Raw genomic sequence first — 16,641 nt, 5'->3', positions numbered from 1 at the left:
CTATTCGTCGTCGTCACGTTCGCGAGGTTCCTTGTACGGGTCGGAGTCACCGGCCGGTACCGCTCCCTCTCGTGCCCGTGCCACTTCGTCGTCCGCCGCACGCGCCCGCGCGAGGAGTTCTTCCATGTGACGGGCGGTATCCGGCACGGTGTCGGTGGCGAACGTCAGTGTCGGGGTGAACCGGACACCGGTTGCCGCACCGACCTTCGATCGGAGGATCCCCTTGGCCTTCTCGAGCCCTGCGGCTGCCGACTCGAGGTCCGGCTCGGTATTCAGATCGGCGCCGCGCACGGTGTAGTAGACCGTCGCGTCATGCAGATCGGGCGTGACCTTCGCGTCGGTGATGGTGATGAATTCGAGCCGTGGATCCTTGATCTCATGGTCGATCGCGGTAGCCACGATAGTGGAGATGCGCTTCGCAAGGCGACGCGCGCGTGCTGGATCGGCCATGTCGTTCGTTCCTCCTCGGTCGCCGGTCTCCGGCGACCACTCTCTGTGTTGTTTCGGACCGTCAGTCTTCCGGACCGAACACTCTTCGTCTGGTGGAAAGCAACTCCAGTTCCGGGCGATCCGCGGCGAGACGCTCACACTTGTCGAGTATCTCCCGTACGTGCGCAAGATCGGGTGCGGCCACCGCCACACCGAGTTTCGTTCGTCGATGCAGATCTTGGTCGCCGGTCTCCGATGCAGATACACCCAGGCGACGCAACTCGGCGAGCACCGGCTTGATCAACGATCGCTTGCCCTTGAGCGAATGGACGTCACCCAGGAGAATGTCCAGTTCGAGCGCTCCCAGATACATCGTCGACCTTCCCCGTCGGATGCTGATCTCTCGACACGCCCGTGGCGGCGGACGACATGGTCGTCCACCGCCACCGGCCGAGATATGTCAGTCGCGCGGCTTCTCGCGCAACTCGTAGGCCTCGATCACGTCGCCGACCTTGATGTCGGAGTAGGTGATCGTCAGACCACATTCGTAGCCCTCACGCACCTCTACGACGTCGTCCTTCTCACGCCGCAGCGAGGAGATCGTGACGGTCTCCGCAACCACGTTGTTGTCGCGGAGCAGACGTGCCTTGGCGTTGCGCTTGACAATCCCCGACTGCACGAGGCAACCGGCGATGTTGCCGACCTTCGACGACTTGAAGATCGCGCGGATCTCAGCGCGGCCGAGCTCGACCTCCTCGTAGATCGGCTTGAGCATGCCCTTGAGAGCCTTCTCCACCTCGTCGATCGCCTGGTAGATGATCGAGTAGTAGCGGATATCGACGCCCTCGCGGTTCGCCAGCTCCGTCGCCTTGCCCTCGGCGCGGACATTGAAGCCGATGATCACGGCGTTCGATGCGGACGCCAGGTTGACGTTGGTCTCGGTGACGCCACCGACACCGCGGTCGATGACCCGCAGGCGCACCTCGTCGTCGATCTGGATACCCATGAGGGCCTCTTCGAGGGCCTCGACGGTACCGGAGTTGTCGCCCTTGAGGATGAGGTTGAGCTCGTTGTGCTCCTTGAGAGCGGCGTCGAGATCTTCGAGGCTGATCCGCTTGCGGCTCCTGGCGGCCAGCGCATTGCGCTTGCGCGCATTGCGCCGGTCGGCGATCTGCCGGGCGATGCGGTCCTCGTCGACGACGACGAGATTGTCGCCGGCGCCGGGCACGGACGTGAAGCCGATGACCTGAACCGGACGCGACGGGAACGCTTCGAGGACGTCCTCACCGTGCTCGTCGACCATGCGACGAACGCGGCCGTACGCATCGCCGGCAACGATGGAGTCGCCGACCCGCAGGGTGCCGCGCTGAACGAGCACCGTCGCGACCGGACCGCGACCGCGGTCGAGGTGGGCCTCGATGGCGACGCCCTGCGCCTCCATGTCGGGATTCGCCCGCAGATCGAGAGACGCGTCTGCGGTGAGCAGCACGGCCTCGAGCAGCTGGTCGATGTTGAGACCCTGCTTGGCGGAGATGTCGACGAACATGGTGTCGCCGCCGTACTCCTCGGTGACCAGCCCGTACTCGGTGAGCTGCTGACGGATCTTCTGAGGGTTCGCACCCTCCTTGTCGATCTTGTTGACCGCGACCACGATCGGCACGTCGGCCGCCTGGGCGTGGTTGATCGCCTCGACCGTCTGCGGCATGACACCGTCGTCGGCTGCGACCACGAGAATCGCGATGTCCGTCGACTTGGCGCCGCGGGCACGCATGGCGGTGAACGCTTCGTGGCCCGGCGTGTCGATGAACGTGATCAGGCGGTCTTCACCGTTGAGGTGCGTCATGACCTGGTAGGCACCGATGTGCTGCGTGATGCCACCGGCCTCGCCCTCGCCGACGTTCTCCTTACGGATCGTGTCGAGCAGTCGGGTCTTACCGTGGTCGACGTGGCCCATGACGGTGACCACCGGCGGACGCTGCTGAAGGTCCTCCTCGCCGCCCTCGTCCTGGCCGTACTGGATGTCGAACGACTCGAGCAGTTCGCGGTCCTCGTCCTCGGGCGAGACGACCTGCACGACATAGTTCATCTCCGAGCCGAGCAGCTCGAGGGTCTCGTCGTTCACCGACTGAGTGGCGGTGACCATCTCGCCGAGGTTGAACAACGCCTGCACGAGTGCTGCCGGATTCGCATCGATCTTCTCCGCGAAGTCGGACAACGATGCTCCGCGGGCGAGACGAATGGTCTCACCGCTGCCGCGCGGCAACCGCACGCCGCCGACAGCGGGCGCCTGCATGGAATCGTATTCCTGCCGCTTCTGCCGCTTCGACTTGCGGCCACGACGCGGAGCGCCACCTGGACGACCGAACGCACCGGCTGCACCGCCGCGTCCGCGGCCACCGCCGCCACCGCCACCGGGACGACCGCGGAAGCCACCGGGAGCACCTGCACCGGCGCCCGCGCCGCCGCCTGCGCCACCACCGGCACCGCCACCGCGGTAGCCGCCGCCACCACCGCCGGGACGACCCCCGGGCGCGCCGCCCGGACGACCCGGACGACCGGAAGCAGCCGGGCGTGCAGCACGCTGCGGCATCGCACCCGGGTTCGGACGGGGAGGCATGGAGCCGGGGGACGGACGAGGTCCACCCTGTCCGGGAGCCGGACGGGGACCGCCCTGACCCGGTGCCGGACGCTGGCCACCGGCCGCTGGACGTCCCTGACCGGGAGTCGGACGGGGGCCACCCTGGCCGGGAGTCGGACGAGGTCCGCCAGGACCCGGACGGGGGCCTGCGGGACGCGGAGCGGGCCGCTCTGCAGGAGCAGACGAGTACGGGTTGTTACCGACGCGCGGGGACTTCTGACCCGGACGCGGAGCCGGCTTGGGACCCGGCGTCGCAGGCTTCGGTGCCGGCGTTGGAGCGGGAGCCTGCCCTTCCGCCGGTGCAGCGCTCTTCGCGGCCGGAGCCGGAGCCGGAGGCGCGGGTGCCGGAGCTGCAGGCTTGGGGGCGCCGGGCTTCGGGCGTGCCGAAGGGGTCGGCGCCGCGGGGGTTTCCTTCGCCGCTGCTTCCTGTGCCGGAGCCGCAGGCGCGGGAGCCGGGGCTGCAGGCGTCGGCGCTGCCGGGCGTGGTCCCGGGCGCGGTGCGCCGGGACGGGGGCCGGGGGTGGGTGCGGCCTTTGCGGCCGGCGCGTCGGTGCTCTGCGCCTTGCCGAACGACTCACGAAGACGGCGGGCCACGGGGGGCTCCACCGTCGAGGACGCTGATTTCACGAACTCGCCTTGCTCCTTGAGCTTTGCGAGTAGTTCCTTACTTGTGACACCGAGTTCTTTTGCCAACTCGTGCACGCGGGCCTTGCCTGCCACTGCTCTCCTCACTGATGAGGTCGAGCGGCCAATGCCCGCACGACCTCGGGTTATCTCCGATGGACGTTCATCGCTGGTGCTTCACGGTGTGCTCATGAGTGTTCGTGCCTGTTCTTCTCAGAGTTCGATGTCACTGTTGGTGTCCCGTCGTCGAGGTTGCTGTGCGACCTCTCCTCCATGGACCCGACCAGCTGATCCAGCGCTGAGATATCCGGACCTCCGGACACCTTCAGTGCTCTGCCGAATGCTCGACGCCGAACGGCCAGATCCAGACACTCCGCGGTGGGATGCATCCACGCACCTCGCCCGGGAAGCCTGCGCCCCGGATCGGGTACGACGACGAAACCTTCCGGCTTCGAGCCTCGCGCCACGATCCTCAGCAGTTCGGCAGCCAGCGTTCGCTGCCGACATCCGACGCACGTGCGCACCGGACGGGTGCGCTCAGGGCCGATGGAGGGCAGGTCATGCTGAACCATCGACCACTGTACCGCTGTTTTGCCCGAAATCCCGCATTCCACTTTCACCTGCCTGTCGGGGGATCGCCTGCGCCGTCGACTTCGAGGGGCGCGGCGTCGCTGCGGATGTCGATTCGCCATCCCGTCAGGCGTGCTGCGAGACGCGCGTTTTGCCCTTCCTTGCCGATCGCGAGCGACAACTGGAAATCGGGCACGACCACCCGTGCAGCGCGCGCATCCGGGTCCACGACCGTGACGGAAACCACCTTCGACGGCGACAGTGCGTTGCCGACGAACTTCGCGGGATCCTCGTCGAAGTCGATGATGTCGATCTTCTCTTCACCGAGTTCGCGCATCACATTGCGCACCCGCTGACCCATGGGCCCGATGCACGCGCCCTTCGCGTTGAGCCCGGGTACGACCGAGTGCACCGCGATCTTCGATCGGTGCCCGGACTCCCTCGCGACCGCGACGATCTCGACGGACTCGTCGGCGATCTCGGGAACTTCGAGAGCGAACAGCCGGCGAACCAGATTGGGGTGGGTGCGCGACAACGTGATCTGCGGTCCACGCTGACCGCGCGAGACCCCGACGACATAGCACTTGATCCGGTCGCCGTGCTCGTAGCTCTCCCCCGGCACCTGCTCGGCCGGTGGAATCAGCCCCTCGGTGGCGCTGGTGTCGCCACCGATCTTGACCACCACCATGCCGCGAGCGTTGGCACGGGAGTCGCGCTGGACGACGCCACTGACGATCTCGCCCTCGTGGGTGGAGAACTCGCCGAACCGCTGTTCGTGTTCCGCGTCGCGGATACGCTGCATGATCACCTGCCGGGCGGTCGTCGCCGCGATCCGCCCGAAGTTCTCCGGGGTGTCGTCCCATTCGGCGATGACGTTGCCGTCCTCGTCGCGCTCTTCGGCGAGCACCTGAATCGCTCCGGTCTTGACGTCGACCACGACGCGGGCGTGCGGTTGGTGCCCGTCGACATGCCGGTACGCGGTGAGCAAGGCCGTCTCGAGCGTTTCGATGAGCTCGTCGAACGGAATGTTCTTCTCCGACTCCAGCATCCGCAGAGCCGCAATTTCGATATTCACTTGTCCATCCTCAGTTCGTTGCTTTCGGTGCCGTCGTCCACCGTGTTCTCGTCGTCAGTGGCGTCTTCGCCGACCGCGTTCTCGTCGATCTCGCCGGCCTGCACCCGCCCGTCCGGGAGTCCACCGGCCAATTCCAGTTCCCGCGCGTTGGGGGGTGAGAACTCGATCTCGACCACTGCCTTTTGCACGTCGGACAGCGACAACGACCGAATGAACGGGCCTTGCTTGTCGGACACCACCACCCGAATGGTGTCGCCGACGAGCTCGCCGATCCGGGCGACGAACGTCTCGGCGGCCGTCTCGATCCGAGCCTTGCGCCCCTGTGCGCGTCTCCAATGCCGAGCGAGTGTGAGCGGCCTTCCGATGCCCGGACTCGTCACTTCGAGGACGTAAGGGGACTCCCCGAAATCGGAGACGGAATCGAACGCATCGGACACCAGGCGGCTCAGGCGTGCTGCCTCGTCGAGTCCGAGCCCCGAGTCGCTGTCGACCATCAGGCGAACAGTGCTGTGCTTTCCGGCGGCGGTCACGACCACGTCCTCGAGGTCGTAGCCCTCGTTGTCGAGAAGATCCGTGACGAGCTCGACGATCCTCTCCGGGGGTGGCACAGGCATGGTGAGCGGGCTCCTCGTTCAGTTGTGATCGCAGCGGACAGCGGCCGGACGGACGGCCGGCAGATATCCAGCCTAACGTGCATTTCGCCGCTCCGTGACCAGCCCGGGGTCGATATCCGTCACACCCGGCTGGCAGGATGGTCCGGTGCCGATGCCAGTGACGCGATCCGCGATGCCCCGACGAACCCTGTTGCGCTGGTGCGCGGCTGCGGCGGGAGGACTCTCGATGGCGGCTGCCACCGGGTGCGGAACCACCGACGACAGTGAGAACGAACCGGATCCGCTCTTCGCCCAGGCCGCACGTGCCCGCGCCGACGCGTCGACTGCGACCGCCCTGGTTGCTCTCACCCCCGACCTCGCCGAACCACTGACCACGATCAGTTCCGAACGCACTGCGCACGCCGACGCGCTCGAAGCCGAGATCGCTCGCGCGGCAGGTGCCACGACGAGCTACACCCCTCCACCGTCCACGACCTCCACGATCGGCGAAACGCCCACGGTCGAGTTGCTGCGCGAACGCCTGGGACAGTCGCAGCGCGGCGCAGCCGACACCGGTCGTACGCTGCAGGGATACCGTGCTGGCATGCTCGCGTCCATCAGTGCCGCGTGCGCCGTCCAGACGGCGGTGTTGCTGCCGTGACCTCCCCCGAGCTCGGCTCCGAGCAGCAATCCTTGGTCGATGCCCTGGCGGCAGAACACTCCGCTGTCTTCGGATACGGCATCGTGTCTGCATTCGCGGACCCTGCGCGCGCCGACGACGTGGCGAACGACACCGCTGCGCACCGTGCTCGCCGTGATGCCACGAGCGATGCACTGATCGCTGTCGGTGTCGAACCGCCGGTCGCGGCACCCGGATACACGGTCCCGTTTCCAGTCGTCGACGCTGCCGGTGCCGCACAGCTCGCGCTGCAGATCGAGAGCGACACCGCCGTCGCCTGGCGCTCGGTGGCCGAGCGAGCACGGAGCGAACCGACTCGAACGACCGCGATCGAGGCGCTCACCGACACAGCCCTACGTGCCGCGCGGTGGCGAACGCACCTCGGCATCATCCCGGCAACGGTGCCGTTTCCCGGCAGGCCCTGAGAATCCGATCGAACGCGCCGGCCGGTTATCGTTCCGACCCGAGGATCTCGGCGATCCGGCGGAACAGCTGATCTGCGGGGTGTGCTTTCGGCACGATGTCGGACTCGTTCATGAAGACGACGACGGTCGCCCCCGACTCGGGATTGTGGAACAGGGCCGCAGTGAAACCGAGACCCTCACCGTTGTGTCCCCACCACCCCGCCGTTTCGCCGATTCCGAGAGCGTAGATGTCGTACGGCGGGCCCTCATCGAGTGGCGCACCTTCTTGCCGCTCGGCTTGGGTTTCCGGCTGCAGCAACGTACCGGTCGCGAGGACCTCACCCCACACTCGACCATCGTCGAGAGTACTGATCATCGACCCGGCGGGGCCGAAGATGGACAGGTTGTCGGGCTGTTCCTCGAGTTCTCCTGCTCCCTGCGCGTATCCGACCGGATGCGGATCGGCCCACAGGGAGGCGTCGACGACGTACGCGGTGTTCGTCAATCCGAGCGGTCCGAGGATCCGTTCGTCCAGTACGTCGGCGAACTGTCGCCCCGTCACCTTTTCGACGACCGCGCCCAGCAGATTGGTGTTGGCGTTGGTGTAGACCTTCTCAGCACCGGGCGCGAACTGCGCGGGTTGCCCCAGCACGAAGCCGTTCAATTCGTCGAGCGTGAAGATCTTCGAAGGATCCTCGGAGAACACCTCGACGAATCGCTCGCCGGTGTAGTCGGCGTTGCCGCTGGACATCCCGGCGAGTTCTCTGAGGGTGATCGTGTCACCGCCCGTGACACCGCCGACATACCGGCCGATCGTGTCGTCCAGGCCGATCACTCCCTCGTCCACCAACTGGAGGATGAGGGTGACGGTGTACGACTTGGTGATACTCCGCAATGGCCAGGTCATTTCGGTGGTGACGGCAACGTCGTCCTCGATGTCGGCCGCGCCGACCACCGCTGTCCACGCGCCTTCGTCCGGAAGCCACACTCCGACTGCAGCGCCGGGCACCCCGTATTCGGTCACCGTCCGATCCAGCGCGTCCTGCAGCGCCGTCCGGAGCGGATCGGCGAGTGAGTCCTCCGGCGCAACCGGACGGGTGACCGAGGCCGGCGGAGCATCCGTGTGTGCAGCAGGCGGGGACGTCGAGCACGCTACGGAGAGCACGACGATGGTCATCGCGGAAACGAAATTCATCAGCGGGCGCGAGATTCGCGGCGGGTAATGCAGGTCGATGGTCATGTGACATCACCCGGTTCGTGTAGTCCACTCGAGCACTGGGACAACAAGCGCGCATTCAGCATGACGCTCCCGCGAGGTTCGTACAGGCGGTTCGCCCCATCGAACTCGCCGTTGCGGTGTGCAGTACACGCCGCAGACGACGGCAGCACATCCCCGAAGGGTCGGGCCGACGTCGTTTGCCCCGTTGTACGCGCATCGACGCACTAGACTGCGAGATTGCGTGACCCTCTGTACTGCAAATGGGAGCACACCATGAAATCAGTCGACCCATACCTGAATTTCAATGGAAACACCGAAGAGGCATTCACCTTCTACCAATCCGTTTTCGGCGGCGAACTACGCCTGGCCCGCTTCAGCGACATGGATACCGGCGACATGGAACTGACCGAGGAACAGATGAACGGCGTCGCACATGTCGCCCTCCCGATGGGCGACAGAATGCTCATGGGGTCCGATGTCCCCGAGACAATGGGCACCGTCACTGTCGGAACCAACTTCGCTATCTCGATCGATGCCGAGAGCGCCGAGGAAGCCGACCGCGTATTCGAAGGGCTGTCTGCGGGCGGTGAGGTGTCCATGCCACTGGGGCAGGTGGAATGGGCCGAGCGCTTCGGTATGTGCACCGACAAATACGGAGTGCAGTGGATGATCGGCTACACCGGGGACGTGGTCTTCGGCGCACCCTGATCATTCGGCGTGCCGCCGGTCGATGCCCGCCGCCGTCAGTCGACGACCAGTGCCATTGCGAAACCGTCCCAGCCTTTCGAACCCACCGTCTGGAGCGCAGTCGCGTCGAGGCGCGGCTCGGCGGCGAACAGAGCGAGGACGTCGCGTGATGCGCGGACCCGTTCGTCGTCGTGATCAGGATCTGCGATCGCACCGCCGCGCACGATGTTGTCGACGATGATGACGCTGCCCGGTCGAGTGAGCCGCAGTGCCTCTCGCACGTAGTTCGAGTTGTTCTCCTTGTCCGCATCGATGAACACAAGATCGAATGGGCCCTCGATCTGCGGCAACGACTCCAGCGCCGGTCCGATACGGATGTCGACGACTCCGCCGACGCCGGCATGGTCCAGGTTCGCGCGGGCAACCTCGGCGTGGCGGGGCTCGAATTCGAGTGTGACCACCCGTCCTTCGTCACCGACGGCACGGGCGAGCCACGTCGTGCTGTATCCGCCCAGGGTGCCGATCTCGAGAATTGCCCGCGCACCCATCGCTCGCGCGAGCAGGTGCAGGAACTTGCCCTGCATGCGCGAGACGTCGATGGCGGGCAGGCCTGCGTCGGCGTTCGCTACGAGAGCGGCCTCTGTGGCACGGTCGTTGCCGATGAGGAGTTCGGAGAGATAGGTGTCTGTGCGTTCCCAGTCAGAAGCCATGAACACAGTCTCCCCTGCAGCCCCCTCATCGGCAGCCGTCCGGCCTCAGCGGCGGGTCGCTGCGAGAACTTCGCTCACCGCGTCATCGACCGGCACCTCCCGGGCCTCTCCGGTGAAACGGTCGCGCAATTCGACATGTCCGTCAGCAAAACCACGGCCGACCACGACGACGAGCGGCATTCCGAGCAATTCGGAGTCCTTGAACTTCACACCGGGAGATGCCTTGCGGTCGTCGAACAACAGATCGACACCGGCATCGGAGAGTTCCTGCGCGAGTGCTTCCGCACCCGCGCGGGCTGCCTCGTCCTTGTTCGCGATTACGAGATGCACGTCGAACGGTGCGATTTCCGCGGGCCAGCGCAAACCTTTGTCGTCGTGCTGCTGCTCGGCGACCACGGCAACGAGTCGTGAGACACCGATTCCGTAGGAGCCCATGGTGGGGCGCACCGGCTTGCCGTTCTCACCGAGAACGTTCACCTCGAATGCGTCGGTGTACTTGCGGCCGAGTTGGAAAACGTGGCCGATCTCGATGCCACGGGCGGCAACGAGCGGGCCCGCACCGTCGGGCGACGGGTCGCCGTCGCGCACTTCGGCCGCCTCGATCGTGCCGTCCGCCGTGAAGTCGCGGCCTGCAACGAGTCCGAACACGTGCTTCCCGTGCTCGTCTGCGCCGGTAATCCAGGAGGTGCCGTCGACCACGCGGGGGTCGACGAGATAACGCACCCCGTTGGCCTGCAGGGCCTTGGGACCGATATAGCCCTTGACGAGGTACGGGTTCGCGGCGAAGTCGGCTTCGTCGAGCAGCGCGAATTCGGCCGGTTCCAGAGACGCCTCGAGACGCTTGTCGTCGATCTCACGGTCGCCGGGGACACCGATACCGAGCAGTTCCCACTCGCCACCGGGCTGCCGGACCTTCACAAGAATGTTCTTGAGCGTCTCGGAGGCAGCTACCTCGCGGCCGAGGATCTGCGAGGAGGCCGTGACAAGGGTGTCGATCGTGGGAGTGTCCGGGGTGTCGTGGACGATCGCGTCGGGCTGGCCCTCGACCGGAATGGGTGCCGGTGCCAGCGTCTTCACGGCCTCGACGTTCGCCGCGTAACCGGATTCGACGCACCGCACATAGGTGTCCTCGCCCGCGGGCGAGTCGGCGAGGAACTCCTCGGACGCGCTCCCACCCATTGCACCGGACGTCGCAGACACGATCACGTACTTCACACCGAGACGCGCGAAGATCCGTTCGTAGGCGTCGCGGTGGGCACGGTACGACTCGGCGAGCCCTTCGTCGGTGAGGTCGAAGCTGTACGAATCCTTCATCGTGAACTCACGGCCACGCAGGATGCCGGCACGCGGTCGTTCCTCGTCGCGGTACTTGGTCTGGATCTGGTACAGAGTGACCGGGAAGTCCTTGTACGAGTTGTATTCGCCCTTGACGGTGAGCGCGAACATCTCTTCGTGAGTGGGTCCGAGGAGGTAATCACCGCCCTTACGGTCCTCGAGACGGAAGAGTGCGTCGCCGTACTCGGTCCAGCGATTCGTGGTTTCGTAGGGATCACGCGGCAGGAGCGCAGGCAAAGAGATCTCTTGCGCGCCGAAGCTGTTCATCTCTTCGCGGACGACCCGTTCCACCTGCCGCAGCACTTTCAGGCCCAGCGGCAGCCATGAGTACACACCTGGCGCGACGCGCCGGACGTAGCCGGCGCGGACGAGCAACTTGTGGCTGGCGACCTCGGCGTCTGCGGGGTCGTCGCGGAGCGTGCGGAGGAACAGGTGCGACATGCGGGTGATCACGATCGGTCAGCCTACCTCGCGACCCGTTCCGCCCGATCGGTACGGTTGTCGTTTGTGCTGGTACTTCTCCCCCCGTCCGAGACGAAGTCCGAGGGCGGCGACGGCGCCCCACTCGATCTCGGGGACCTGTCGATGCCGCAACTGACCGAGACACGCGAACTCCTCGTACATGCCCTCGTCGACCTCGCAGCAGATCCGGAGGCGTCGGCCCGGGCCCTCGGATTGGGTGCCACTCAGTTCGACGAGGTCGAGCGGAACGCAAAACTGTGGGTCTCCCCGACCACGCCCGCACTCTTCCGCTACACGGGAGTGTTGTTCGACGCGCTCGACGCCGGTGCCTTCACCAGGACACAGCGTGACAAGGCCTATCGGCGACTGGGCATCGGGTCCGCACTCTTCGGGGCGATCCGTGCCGCCGATCCGGTGCCCGCCTACCGGCTGTCGGGCGGATCGAAACTGCCCGGTTTCGGGACACTCGCGGCACTGTGGCGACCGGAGTTGTCCGACGCGATCGTCGCGGAGGCGGACGGGGATCTCGTGGTCGATCTGCGGTCGGGCATCTATCAGCAGCTCGGTCCGATACCCGGTGCCGTGACGGCCACAGTGCTCACCGAACAACCCAACGGCACCCGCAAGGTGGTCAGCCACTTCAACAAGCACCACAAGGGACTGCTTGCCCGAGCTCTGGTGCTCACGCGCGCCGAGCCGACGGATATCAAGGGTGTGGCACGGGTTGCATCGAAGGCCGGGTTGCGGGTCGAGGTCGCGTCGCCGACCGAATTGATCGTCTTGACCTGACGCGCAGCGACCCCGCTCCTGGAGGGGCGGGGTCGCGTATGTGCCGAGATCTCAGATCGTCTGGGCTGCCTTCTCGGCTTCCTGTGCCTGTGCGACCTGTTCAGGAGTGAACCGGATGAACAGCGCCGCGATACCCGCGATGACCGCGCACACCGCGCAGCCGAAGAGAGCGAACAGGTAGCCCTCTCCTTGGGCCGCGAGCTGCGCGTCGGTCATAGCGGTGACCGGGCCGGATGTGCCGCCGAGCGACAACGCCCTCGACGTCGCGAGCGAACCGATGATGCCGAGCCCCACGGGACCTCCGAGCGTCTGGGCGACCTGCGCGATCGCCGACAGTGGCCCGATCTCGTGCGAGCCCACACCGGCGATCGCGCACAACGGCAGCGGCACCGAAGAGAGCCCGACACCGAACCCGACGACGAGCACGAGGATGAACAGGGTCGGAAAGTACGCGACGTCCTGACTCATCCCCGACCCGTACACCAGGCTCACAGCCACGATGGCCGTGCCCGTGACGACCAGCCAGCGCGGCTGGATCCGCGCAACCAGTTTCGACGCCACCGCAGCCGCCCCACCGAGCCCGAAGGCGAACGGAACGAACGCGAGGCCGGCCTGAAGCGGGGTGTAGCCGAGCACGTCCTGCACGAACAGGGCAACGAATGCGGCAAGACTGAACATCACCGCGCCCGCGAAGAAAATCGATACGAACACCGCAACACGGTCCTTGTTGCGGAACAACACGAACGGCAGAAGCGGATTCTCGGCGCGACGCTCGACCAGCAGGAATGCTCCGAGCAGCACGACACCGGCAACGAGTGCGCCGATCACCGCGTAACTTCCCCACCCCAAGCTGGGCCCCTCGGTCAAGGCGAACACCAGCCCTGTGCATCCCAGCGTCGCGAGAATCGCCCCGGGTATGTCGAGGGCGAGCCGCTCACCCGCGGTCTCCCGGAGCGAGACCACCGCGAGCACCACGATGAGCACACCGATCGGCACGTTGATCAGGAAGATCCATCGCCACGACACCTGGGTGAGCGCGCCGCCGAGGATCAGACCCGCGATGGATCCGACACCTGTCATCGCCGCGAACACCGCGATCGCCCGGTTGCGCGCGGGGCCCGCCGCGAATGTCGTCGCCACCAGTGCAAGAGCGGTGGGTGATGCGACCGCTGCGCCCACACCCTGCAGGGCTCGCGAGCCGATGAGCATCACGTCGTTGCTCGCGATGCCGCACAACAGCGAAGCGAGTGTGAAGATCGAGACGCCGGCGATGAACATCTTCTTGCGACCGTAACTGTCGCCGAGGCGACCGCCGAGCAGCATCAGGCCACCGAAGGCCAGTGCGTACGCGGTGAGGACCCAGTTGCGACCGGAGTCGGACATTCCGAATTCGGACTGCAACGGTGCGAGCGCGAGGTTCGCGACGGTGCCGTCGAGCACAACCATGAGCTGGAGTCCGCTCAGGACGAGCATCGCGATGGCGACCGCGCGGGTGGTCATCTGTCTCGACGTATCGGTCACGTCACGCACCTTCCGTCGTGAATCCGGCAACCGGGCCTATCACGATGATCGCGGGCGGGCGGATGTCCTCCTCGTCGACGCGTGCAGCGACTGTCGCGAGGTCGGCGCGTAGAACTCGCTGGCTTCGCAGAGTTCCTTCCTGCACAACCGCCACTGGGGTGTCGGAGGGACGTCCCCCGGCGATGAGGGCGTCGGCGAACTGCTCGATGCGCGCGACGGCCATCAGCAGCACGAGGGTTCCCCGAAGCTTCGCGAGCGCGCCCCAATCGGTCAGCGAATCCGGATGACCGGGTGCGACATGACCGCTGACCACCACGAACTCGTGGGTCACCCCGCGGTGGGTGACGGGGATTCCCGCGGCGGACGGCACCGAGATCGCGCTGGTGATACCCGGCACGACCGTTACCGGCACACCTGCCTCTGCACACGCTTCGAGTTCTTCGAAACCGCGACCGAACACGTACGGATCGCCGCCCTTGAGCCGCACCACGAACTTCCCGGCCTTCGCGCGGTCGACGAGGGTGGCATTGATGGCCTGCTGCGCCATCGCCCGTCCGTAGGGCAGCTTCGCGGCGTCGATCACCTCGACGTGCGGGGCGAGTTCGGCGAGGAGCGGCTGCGGCGCCAGATGGTCGGCGACAACGACATCGGCCTGCGCGAGCAGTCGACGGCCGCGGACGGTGATCAGGTCCGGGTCGCCAGGCCCACCTCCGACGAGCGCCACACCGACCGGTTTGTCCCCGGGGTCGGAGATCCCGAGGACTCCCGAACCTGCGAGTGCATCGAGAATCGAAGTGCGCACGGAGGCGGAACGCCGGTGATCGCCTCCCGCCAACACACCGATGGCCAGTCCGTCGTGCTGTGCCGTTGCCGGCGTCACTGCACTTCCCTCGCGCGCATTGTCGGCGCGAACACAGAACACCCTGCGCCGTTCGGCTTCCTCGACGATCGCGGCGTTGGTGCCGGGTTCGTCGGTGCACGCCATTGCGTACCACGCGCCGTCGAGGTCACCGTCGACATAGTCACGGAGTTCGAGGGTGATCCGGCCCTTTGCCGCGAAGCTCTCGATCACCGGCGTCGCGGCGCGCGCCACCACGTGGATGTCCGCACCCGACGAGGCGAGCAGCCCGAGTCTGCGCTGGGCAACGGAACCACCTCCCACCACGACGACGCGGCGTCCGGACAGATTCAGGCCGACGAGATAATTCGTCTCGTCGGCGTTCTCGGTTGGCACTCGGTGGTCCCCACTTTCCGGTCCGATGTGAACACAGGCCGGTCCGCTCCCCACTGGGTGCGGACCGGCCTGTGACGATGTATGCGAGGGTCAGACAGCAGCAGCTTCAACCGGAGCCGTCGGCACCGGGTCGGATGCAACGTCGAGCTCGAGAGACTTGGTGCTCCAGTCCCACATCTGCTCGAACAGGGCCGGGTTGTCGGACAGTTTGACACCCAGCGAGGGCACCATTTCCTTCAGCTTCGACTGCCATCCCGCCCACAGCTGCGGGAAGCACCGCTCGAGTACATCGAGCATCGCGGGGACGGCGGTGGACGCTCCGGGCGACGCACCGAGGAGGCCCGCGATAGTCCCGTCGGCAGCGTTGACCACTGCGGTACCGAATTCGAGTACCCCGCCCGCACCCTTACGTCGGATGACCTGCACCCGCTGACCGGCGACGATGAGCTCCCAGTCCTCGAGGCGGGCTTCCGGGGCGAACTCGGACAGTGTCACGATGCGGTCGGCGGGCGACTGGCTGAGCTCGCTGACGAGGTACTTGACGAGACCGAGCTCCGTCATGCCCACGCCGAGCATCGACATGAGGTTGTTCGGCTTGACCGACTTGGGCAGGTCCATCACGCCGCCCTGCTTGAGGAACTTCGGTGACCAGCCGGCGTACGGGCCGAAGAGCAAGCCCTGCTCACCGTTGATCACGCGGGTGTCGAGGTGGGGCACCGACATGGGGGGCGCGCCGACAGCGGCCTTACCGTAGACCTTGGCGCTGTGCCGTGCGATGACGTCGGGGTTGGTGCAACGCAGGAAGGCACCCGACACCGGGAATCCGCCGAAGCCCTTGGCTTCGGCTATACCCGACTTCTGAAGCAGGTGCAGCGCCCCGCCACCCGCACCGACGAACACGAACTTTGCGTGAACCTTGCGGGTGTCCCCGGTCCGGCGATTGCGAACCTTGACGATCCAGCTGCCGTCGGACTGCTTGGAGAGGTTGGTGACCTCGTGACCGAAGAACACCGTGCCACCGGATGCGGCAACGTTGTTCACGAGTTGCTTGGTGAGTGCACCGAAATCGACGTCGGTGCCGGTCTCGGTCCAGTTCAGTGCGACCGGTTCGGAGAAGTCGCGGCCCTCGGCCATGAGCGGCAGGCGCTCGGAGAACCATTCGGGGCTCTCGGAGTACTCCATGCCCGCGAACAGCGGATGTCCGGCGAGAGCGTCGTAGCGGGCGCGCAGGTACTTCACGTTGTCGGCGCCGTGCACGAAGCTGACATGCGGAATCGGGTTGATGAAGTTCTTCGGGTCCGACAGGATTCCCTTGTCGATCGCGTAAGCCCAGAACTGGCGCGAAACCTGGAACTGCTCGTTGACGTTGATCGCTTTGGTGATGTCGACCGAGCCGTCGGGTTTGGCAGGGGTGTAGTTGAGCTCACACAGGGCGGAGTGCCCGGTACCGGCGTTGTTCCACGGGTCGCTGCTCTCCGCGGCAGCGGCGTCGAGCCGCTCGAACGCCGTGATGGACCACTCCGGCTGCAGCTGACGCAGCAGCGCTCCGAGGGTCGCGCTCATAATGCCCGCGCCTACGAGCACTACATCGGTCTTCGCCTCTACGTTCTCTGACACTGGGAAATCGACTTCCTTGTCTGTTCGCACGCGCCGCCGCGGTGGTGGTCCGCCC

16 protein-coding genes are annotated in these 16,641 nt (G+C 66.1%); 4 read left to right on the top strand and 12 right to left on the bottom strand.

The window, feature by feature from the left end:
- The 6 genes from rbfA to rimP form a co-directional block, all read right to left on the bottom strand.
- Positions 1 to 450 carry a 30S ribosome-binding factor RbfA gene (gene rbfA / locus ACSYG9_RS21300; RefSeq protein ID WP_169688723.1) on the bottom strand — a complete coding sequence of 150 codons (450 nt, stop codon included), beginning with the start codon at positions 448 to 450 and terminating at the stop codon, positions 1 to 3.
- A 61-nt stretch (positions 451 to 511) separates the two neighbouring features.
- On the bottom strand, positions 512 to 802 hold the full coding sequence (locus tag ACSYG9_RS21295; RefSeq protein WP_169688722.1) for a DUF503 domain-containing protein: 291 nt from the start codon (positions 800 to 802) through the stop codon (positions 512 to 514).
- A gap of 87 nt (positions 803 to 889) precedes the next feature.
- On the bottom strand, positions 890 to 3,787 hold the full coding sequence (gene infB / locus ACSYG9_RS21290) for a translation initiation factor IF-2 (protein WP_454839832.1): 2,898 nt from the start codon (positions 3,785 to 3,787) through the stop codon (positions 890 to 892).
- Positions 3,788 to 3,879: 92 nt separating this feature from the next.
- On the bottom strand, positions 3,880 to 4,263 hold the full coding sequence (locus ACSYG9_RS21285) for a DUF448 domain-containing protein (RefSeq protein WP_440124361.1): 384 nt from the start codon (positions 4,261 to 4,263) through the stop codon (positions 3,880 to 3,882).
- A 44-nt stretch (positions 4,264 to 4,307) separates the two neighbouring features.
- Positions 4,308 to 5,336, bottom strand: coding sequence for a transcription termination factor NusA (gene nusA, locus ACSYG9_RS21280; RefSeq protein WP_454839831.1), 1,029 nt, complete (start codon positions 5,334 to 5,336; stop codon positions 4,308 to 4,310).
- Positions 5,333 to 5,950, bottom strand: a complete 618-nt coding sequence (rimP, locus tag ACSYG9_RS21275) for a ribosome maturation factor RimP (protein ID WP_440124359.1) — start codon at positions 5,948 to 5,950, stop codon at positions 5,333 to 5,335. Before rimP ends, nusA begins: the two co-directional genes overlap by 4 nt.
- A 151-nt stretch (positions 5,951 to 6,101) precedes the next feature.
- Between rimP and ACSYG9_RS21270 the strand changes: the two genes are divergently transcribed.
- Both ACSYG9_RS21270 and ACSYG9_RS21265 read left to right on the top strand, forming a co-directional pair.
- Positions 6,102 to 6,590 (top strand): hypothetical protein, encoded by a 489-nt coding sequence (locus ACSYG9_RS21270; protein ID WP_440124358.1) that lies wholly within the window; start codon positions 6,102 to 6,104, stop codon positions 6,588 to 6,590.
- The gene (locus ACSYG9_RS21265) at positions 6,587 to 7,033 is read left to right on the top strand and encodes a DUF4439 domain-containing protein (RefSeq protein ID WP_440124357.1); all 447 of its coding nucleotides are present in this window, start codon (positions 6,587 to 6,589) and stop codon (positions 7,031 to 7,033) included. The genes ACSYG9_RS21270 and ACSYG9_RS21265 overlap by 4 nt, the downstream gene beginning before the upstream one ends.
- A 25-nt stretch (positions 7,034 to 7,058) precedes the next feature.
- Here ACSYG9_RS21265 and ACSYG9_RS21260 read toward each other — a convergent pair whose 3' ends face one another.
- Positions 7,059 to 8,252, bottom strand: a complete 1,194-nt coding sequence (locus ACSYG9_RS21260; protein WP_440124356.1) for a serine hydrolase — start codon at positions 8,250 to 8,252, stop codon at positions 7,059 to 7,061.
- Positions 8,253 to 8,504: 252 nt separating this feature from the next.
- Here ACSYG9_RS21260 and ACSYG9_RS21255 point away from each other — a divergent pair, with 252 nt between their 5' ends.
- Positions 8,505 to 8,939 (top strand): VOC family protein, encoded by a 435-nt coding sequence (locus tag ACSYG9_RS21255; RefSeq protein WP_440124355.1) that lies wholly within the window; start codon positions 8,505 to 8,507, stop codon positions 8,937 to 8,939.
- Between the two features lie 35 nt (positions 8,940 to 8,974).
- On the opposite strand, the gene ACSYG9_RS21250 is transcribed toward ACSYG9_RS21255, so the two are convergent.
- Positions 8,975 to 9,628, bottom strand: a complete 654-nt coding sequence (locus ACSYG9_RS21250) for a class I SAM-dependent methyltransferase (RefSeq protein WP_440124354.1) — start codon at positions 9,626 to 9,628, stop codon at positions 8,975 to 8,977.
- A gap of 45 nt (positions 9,629 to 9,673) precedes the next feature.
- Entirely contained in the window at positions 9,674 to 11,416 is a 1,743-nt protein-coding gene (locus ACSYG9_RS21245) for a proline--tRNA ligase (RefSeq protein WP_440124353.1), read from the bottom strand.
- 54 nt (positions 11,417 to 11,470) lie between these two features.
- On the opposite strand from ACSYG9_RS21245, the gene yaaA reads away from it, so the two are divergent.
- A complete protein-coding gene (gene yaaA, locus ACSYG9_RS21240; RefSeq protein WP_454839829.1) occupies positions 11,471 to 12,214 on the top strand; it encodes a peroxide stress protein YaaA in 744 nt (247 codons plus the stop codon).
- A 51-nt stretch (positions 12,215 to 12,265) separates the two neighbouring features.
- Here the strand turns inward: yaaA and ACSYG9_RS21235 are convergent, their stop codons facing one another.
- The 3 genes from ACSYG9_RS21235 to mqo form a co-directional block, all read right to left on the bottom strand.
- The gene (locus tag ACSYG9_RS21235) at positions 12,266 to 13,714 is read right to left on the bottom strand and encodes an MFS transporter (protein ID WP_440127749.1); all 1,449 of its coding nucleotides are present in this window, start codon (positions 13,712 to 13,714) and stop codon (positions 12,266 to 12,268) included.
- Positions 13,715 to 13,736: 22 nt separating this feature from the next.
- On the bottom strand, positions 13,737 to 14,969 hold the full coding sequence (cobA, locus tag ACSYG9_RS21230) for a uroporphyrinogen-III C-methyltransferase (protein ID WP_440124351.1): 1,233 nt from the start codon (positions 14,967 to 14,969) through the stop codon (positions 13,737 to 13,739).
- 90 nt (positions 14,970 to 15,059) lie between these two features.
- Positions 15,060 to 16,586 (bottom strand): malate dehydrogenase (quinone), encoded by a 1,527-nt coding sequence (mqo, locus tag ACSYG9_RS21225; RefSeq protein WP_440124350.1) that lies wholly within the window; start codon positions 16,584 to 16,586, stop codon positions 15,060 to 15,062.
- Between the last annotated feature and the right edge of the window lie 55 nt (positions 16,587 to 16,641).

The sequence above is a fragment of the Rhodococcus sp. SJ-2 genome, from assembly GCF_053750035.1.
Note: the sequence above shows the minus strand (reverse complement) of the source record. Positions and strands in the feature narration are given on the sequence as shown.

Bases quoted from the DNA above. Each gene is read 5' to 3' on its own strand.
- rbfA (WP_169688723.1), bottom strand. From the start codon at position 450: ATGGCCGATCCAGCACGCGCGCGTCGCCTTGCGAAGCGCATCTCCACT.
- ACSYG9_RS21295 (WP_169688722.1), bottom strand. From the start codon at position 802: ATGTATCTGGGAGCGCTCGAACTGGACATTCTCCTGGGTGACGTCCAT.
- ACSYG9_RS21285 (WP_440124361.1), bottom strand. From the start codon at position 4,263: ATGGTTCAGCATGACCTGCCCTCCATCGGCCCTGAGCGCACCCGTCCG.
- rimP (WP_440124359.1), bottom strand. From the start codon at position 5,950: ATGCCTGTGCCACCCCCGGAGAGGATCGTCGAGCTCGTCACGGATCTT.
- ACSYG9_RS21270 (WP_440124358.1), top strand. From the start codon at position 6,102: ATGCCAGTGACGCGATCCGCGATGCCCCGACGAACCCTGTTGCGCTGG.
- ACSYG9_RS21260 (WP_440124356.1), bottom strand. From the start codon at position 8,252: ATGACCATCGACCTGCATTACCCGCCGCGAATCTCGCGCCCGCTGATG.
- ACSYG9_RS21255 (WP_440124355.1), top strand. From the start codon at position 8,505: ATGAAATCAGTCGACCCATACCTGAATTTCAATGGAAACACCGAAGAG.
- ACSYG9_RS21250 (WP_440124354.1), bottom strand. From the start codon at position 9,628: ATGGCTTCTGACTGGGAACGCACAGACACCTATCTCTCCGAACTCCTC.
- ACSYG9_RS21235 (WP_440127749.1), bottom strand. From the start codon at position 13,714: ATGACCACCCGCGCGGTCGCCATCGCGATGCTCGTCCTGAGCGGACTC.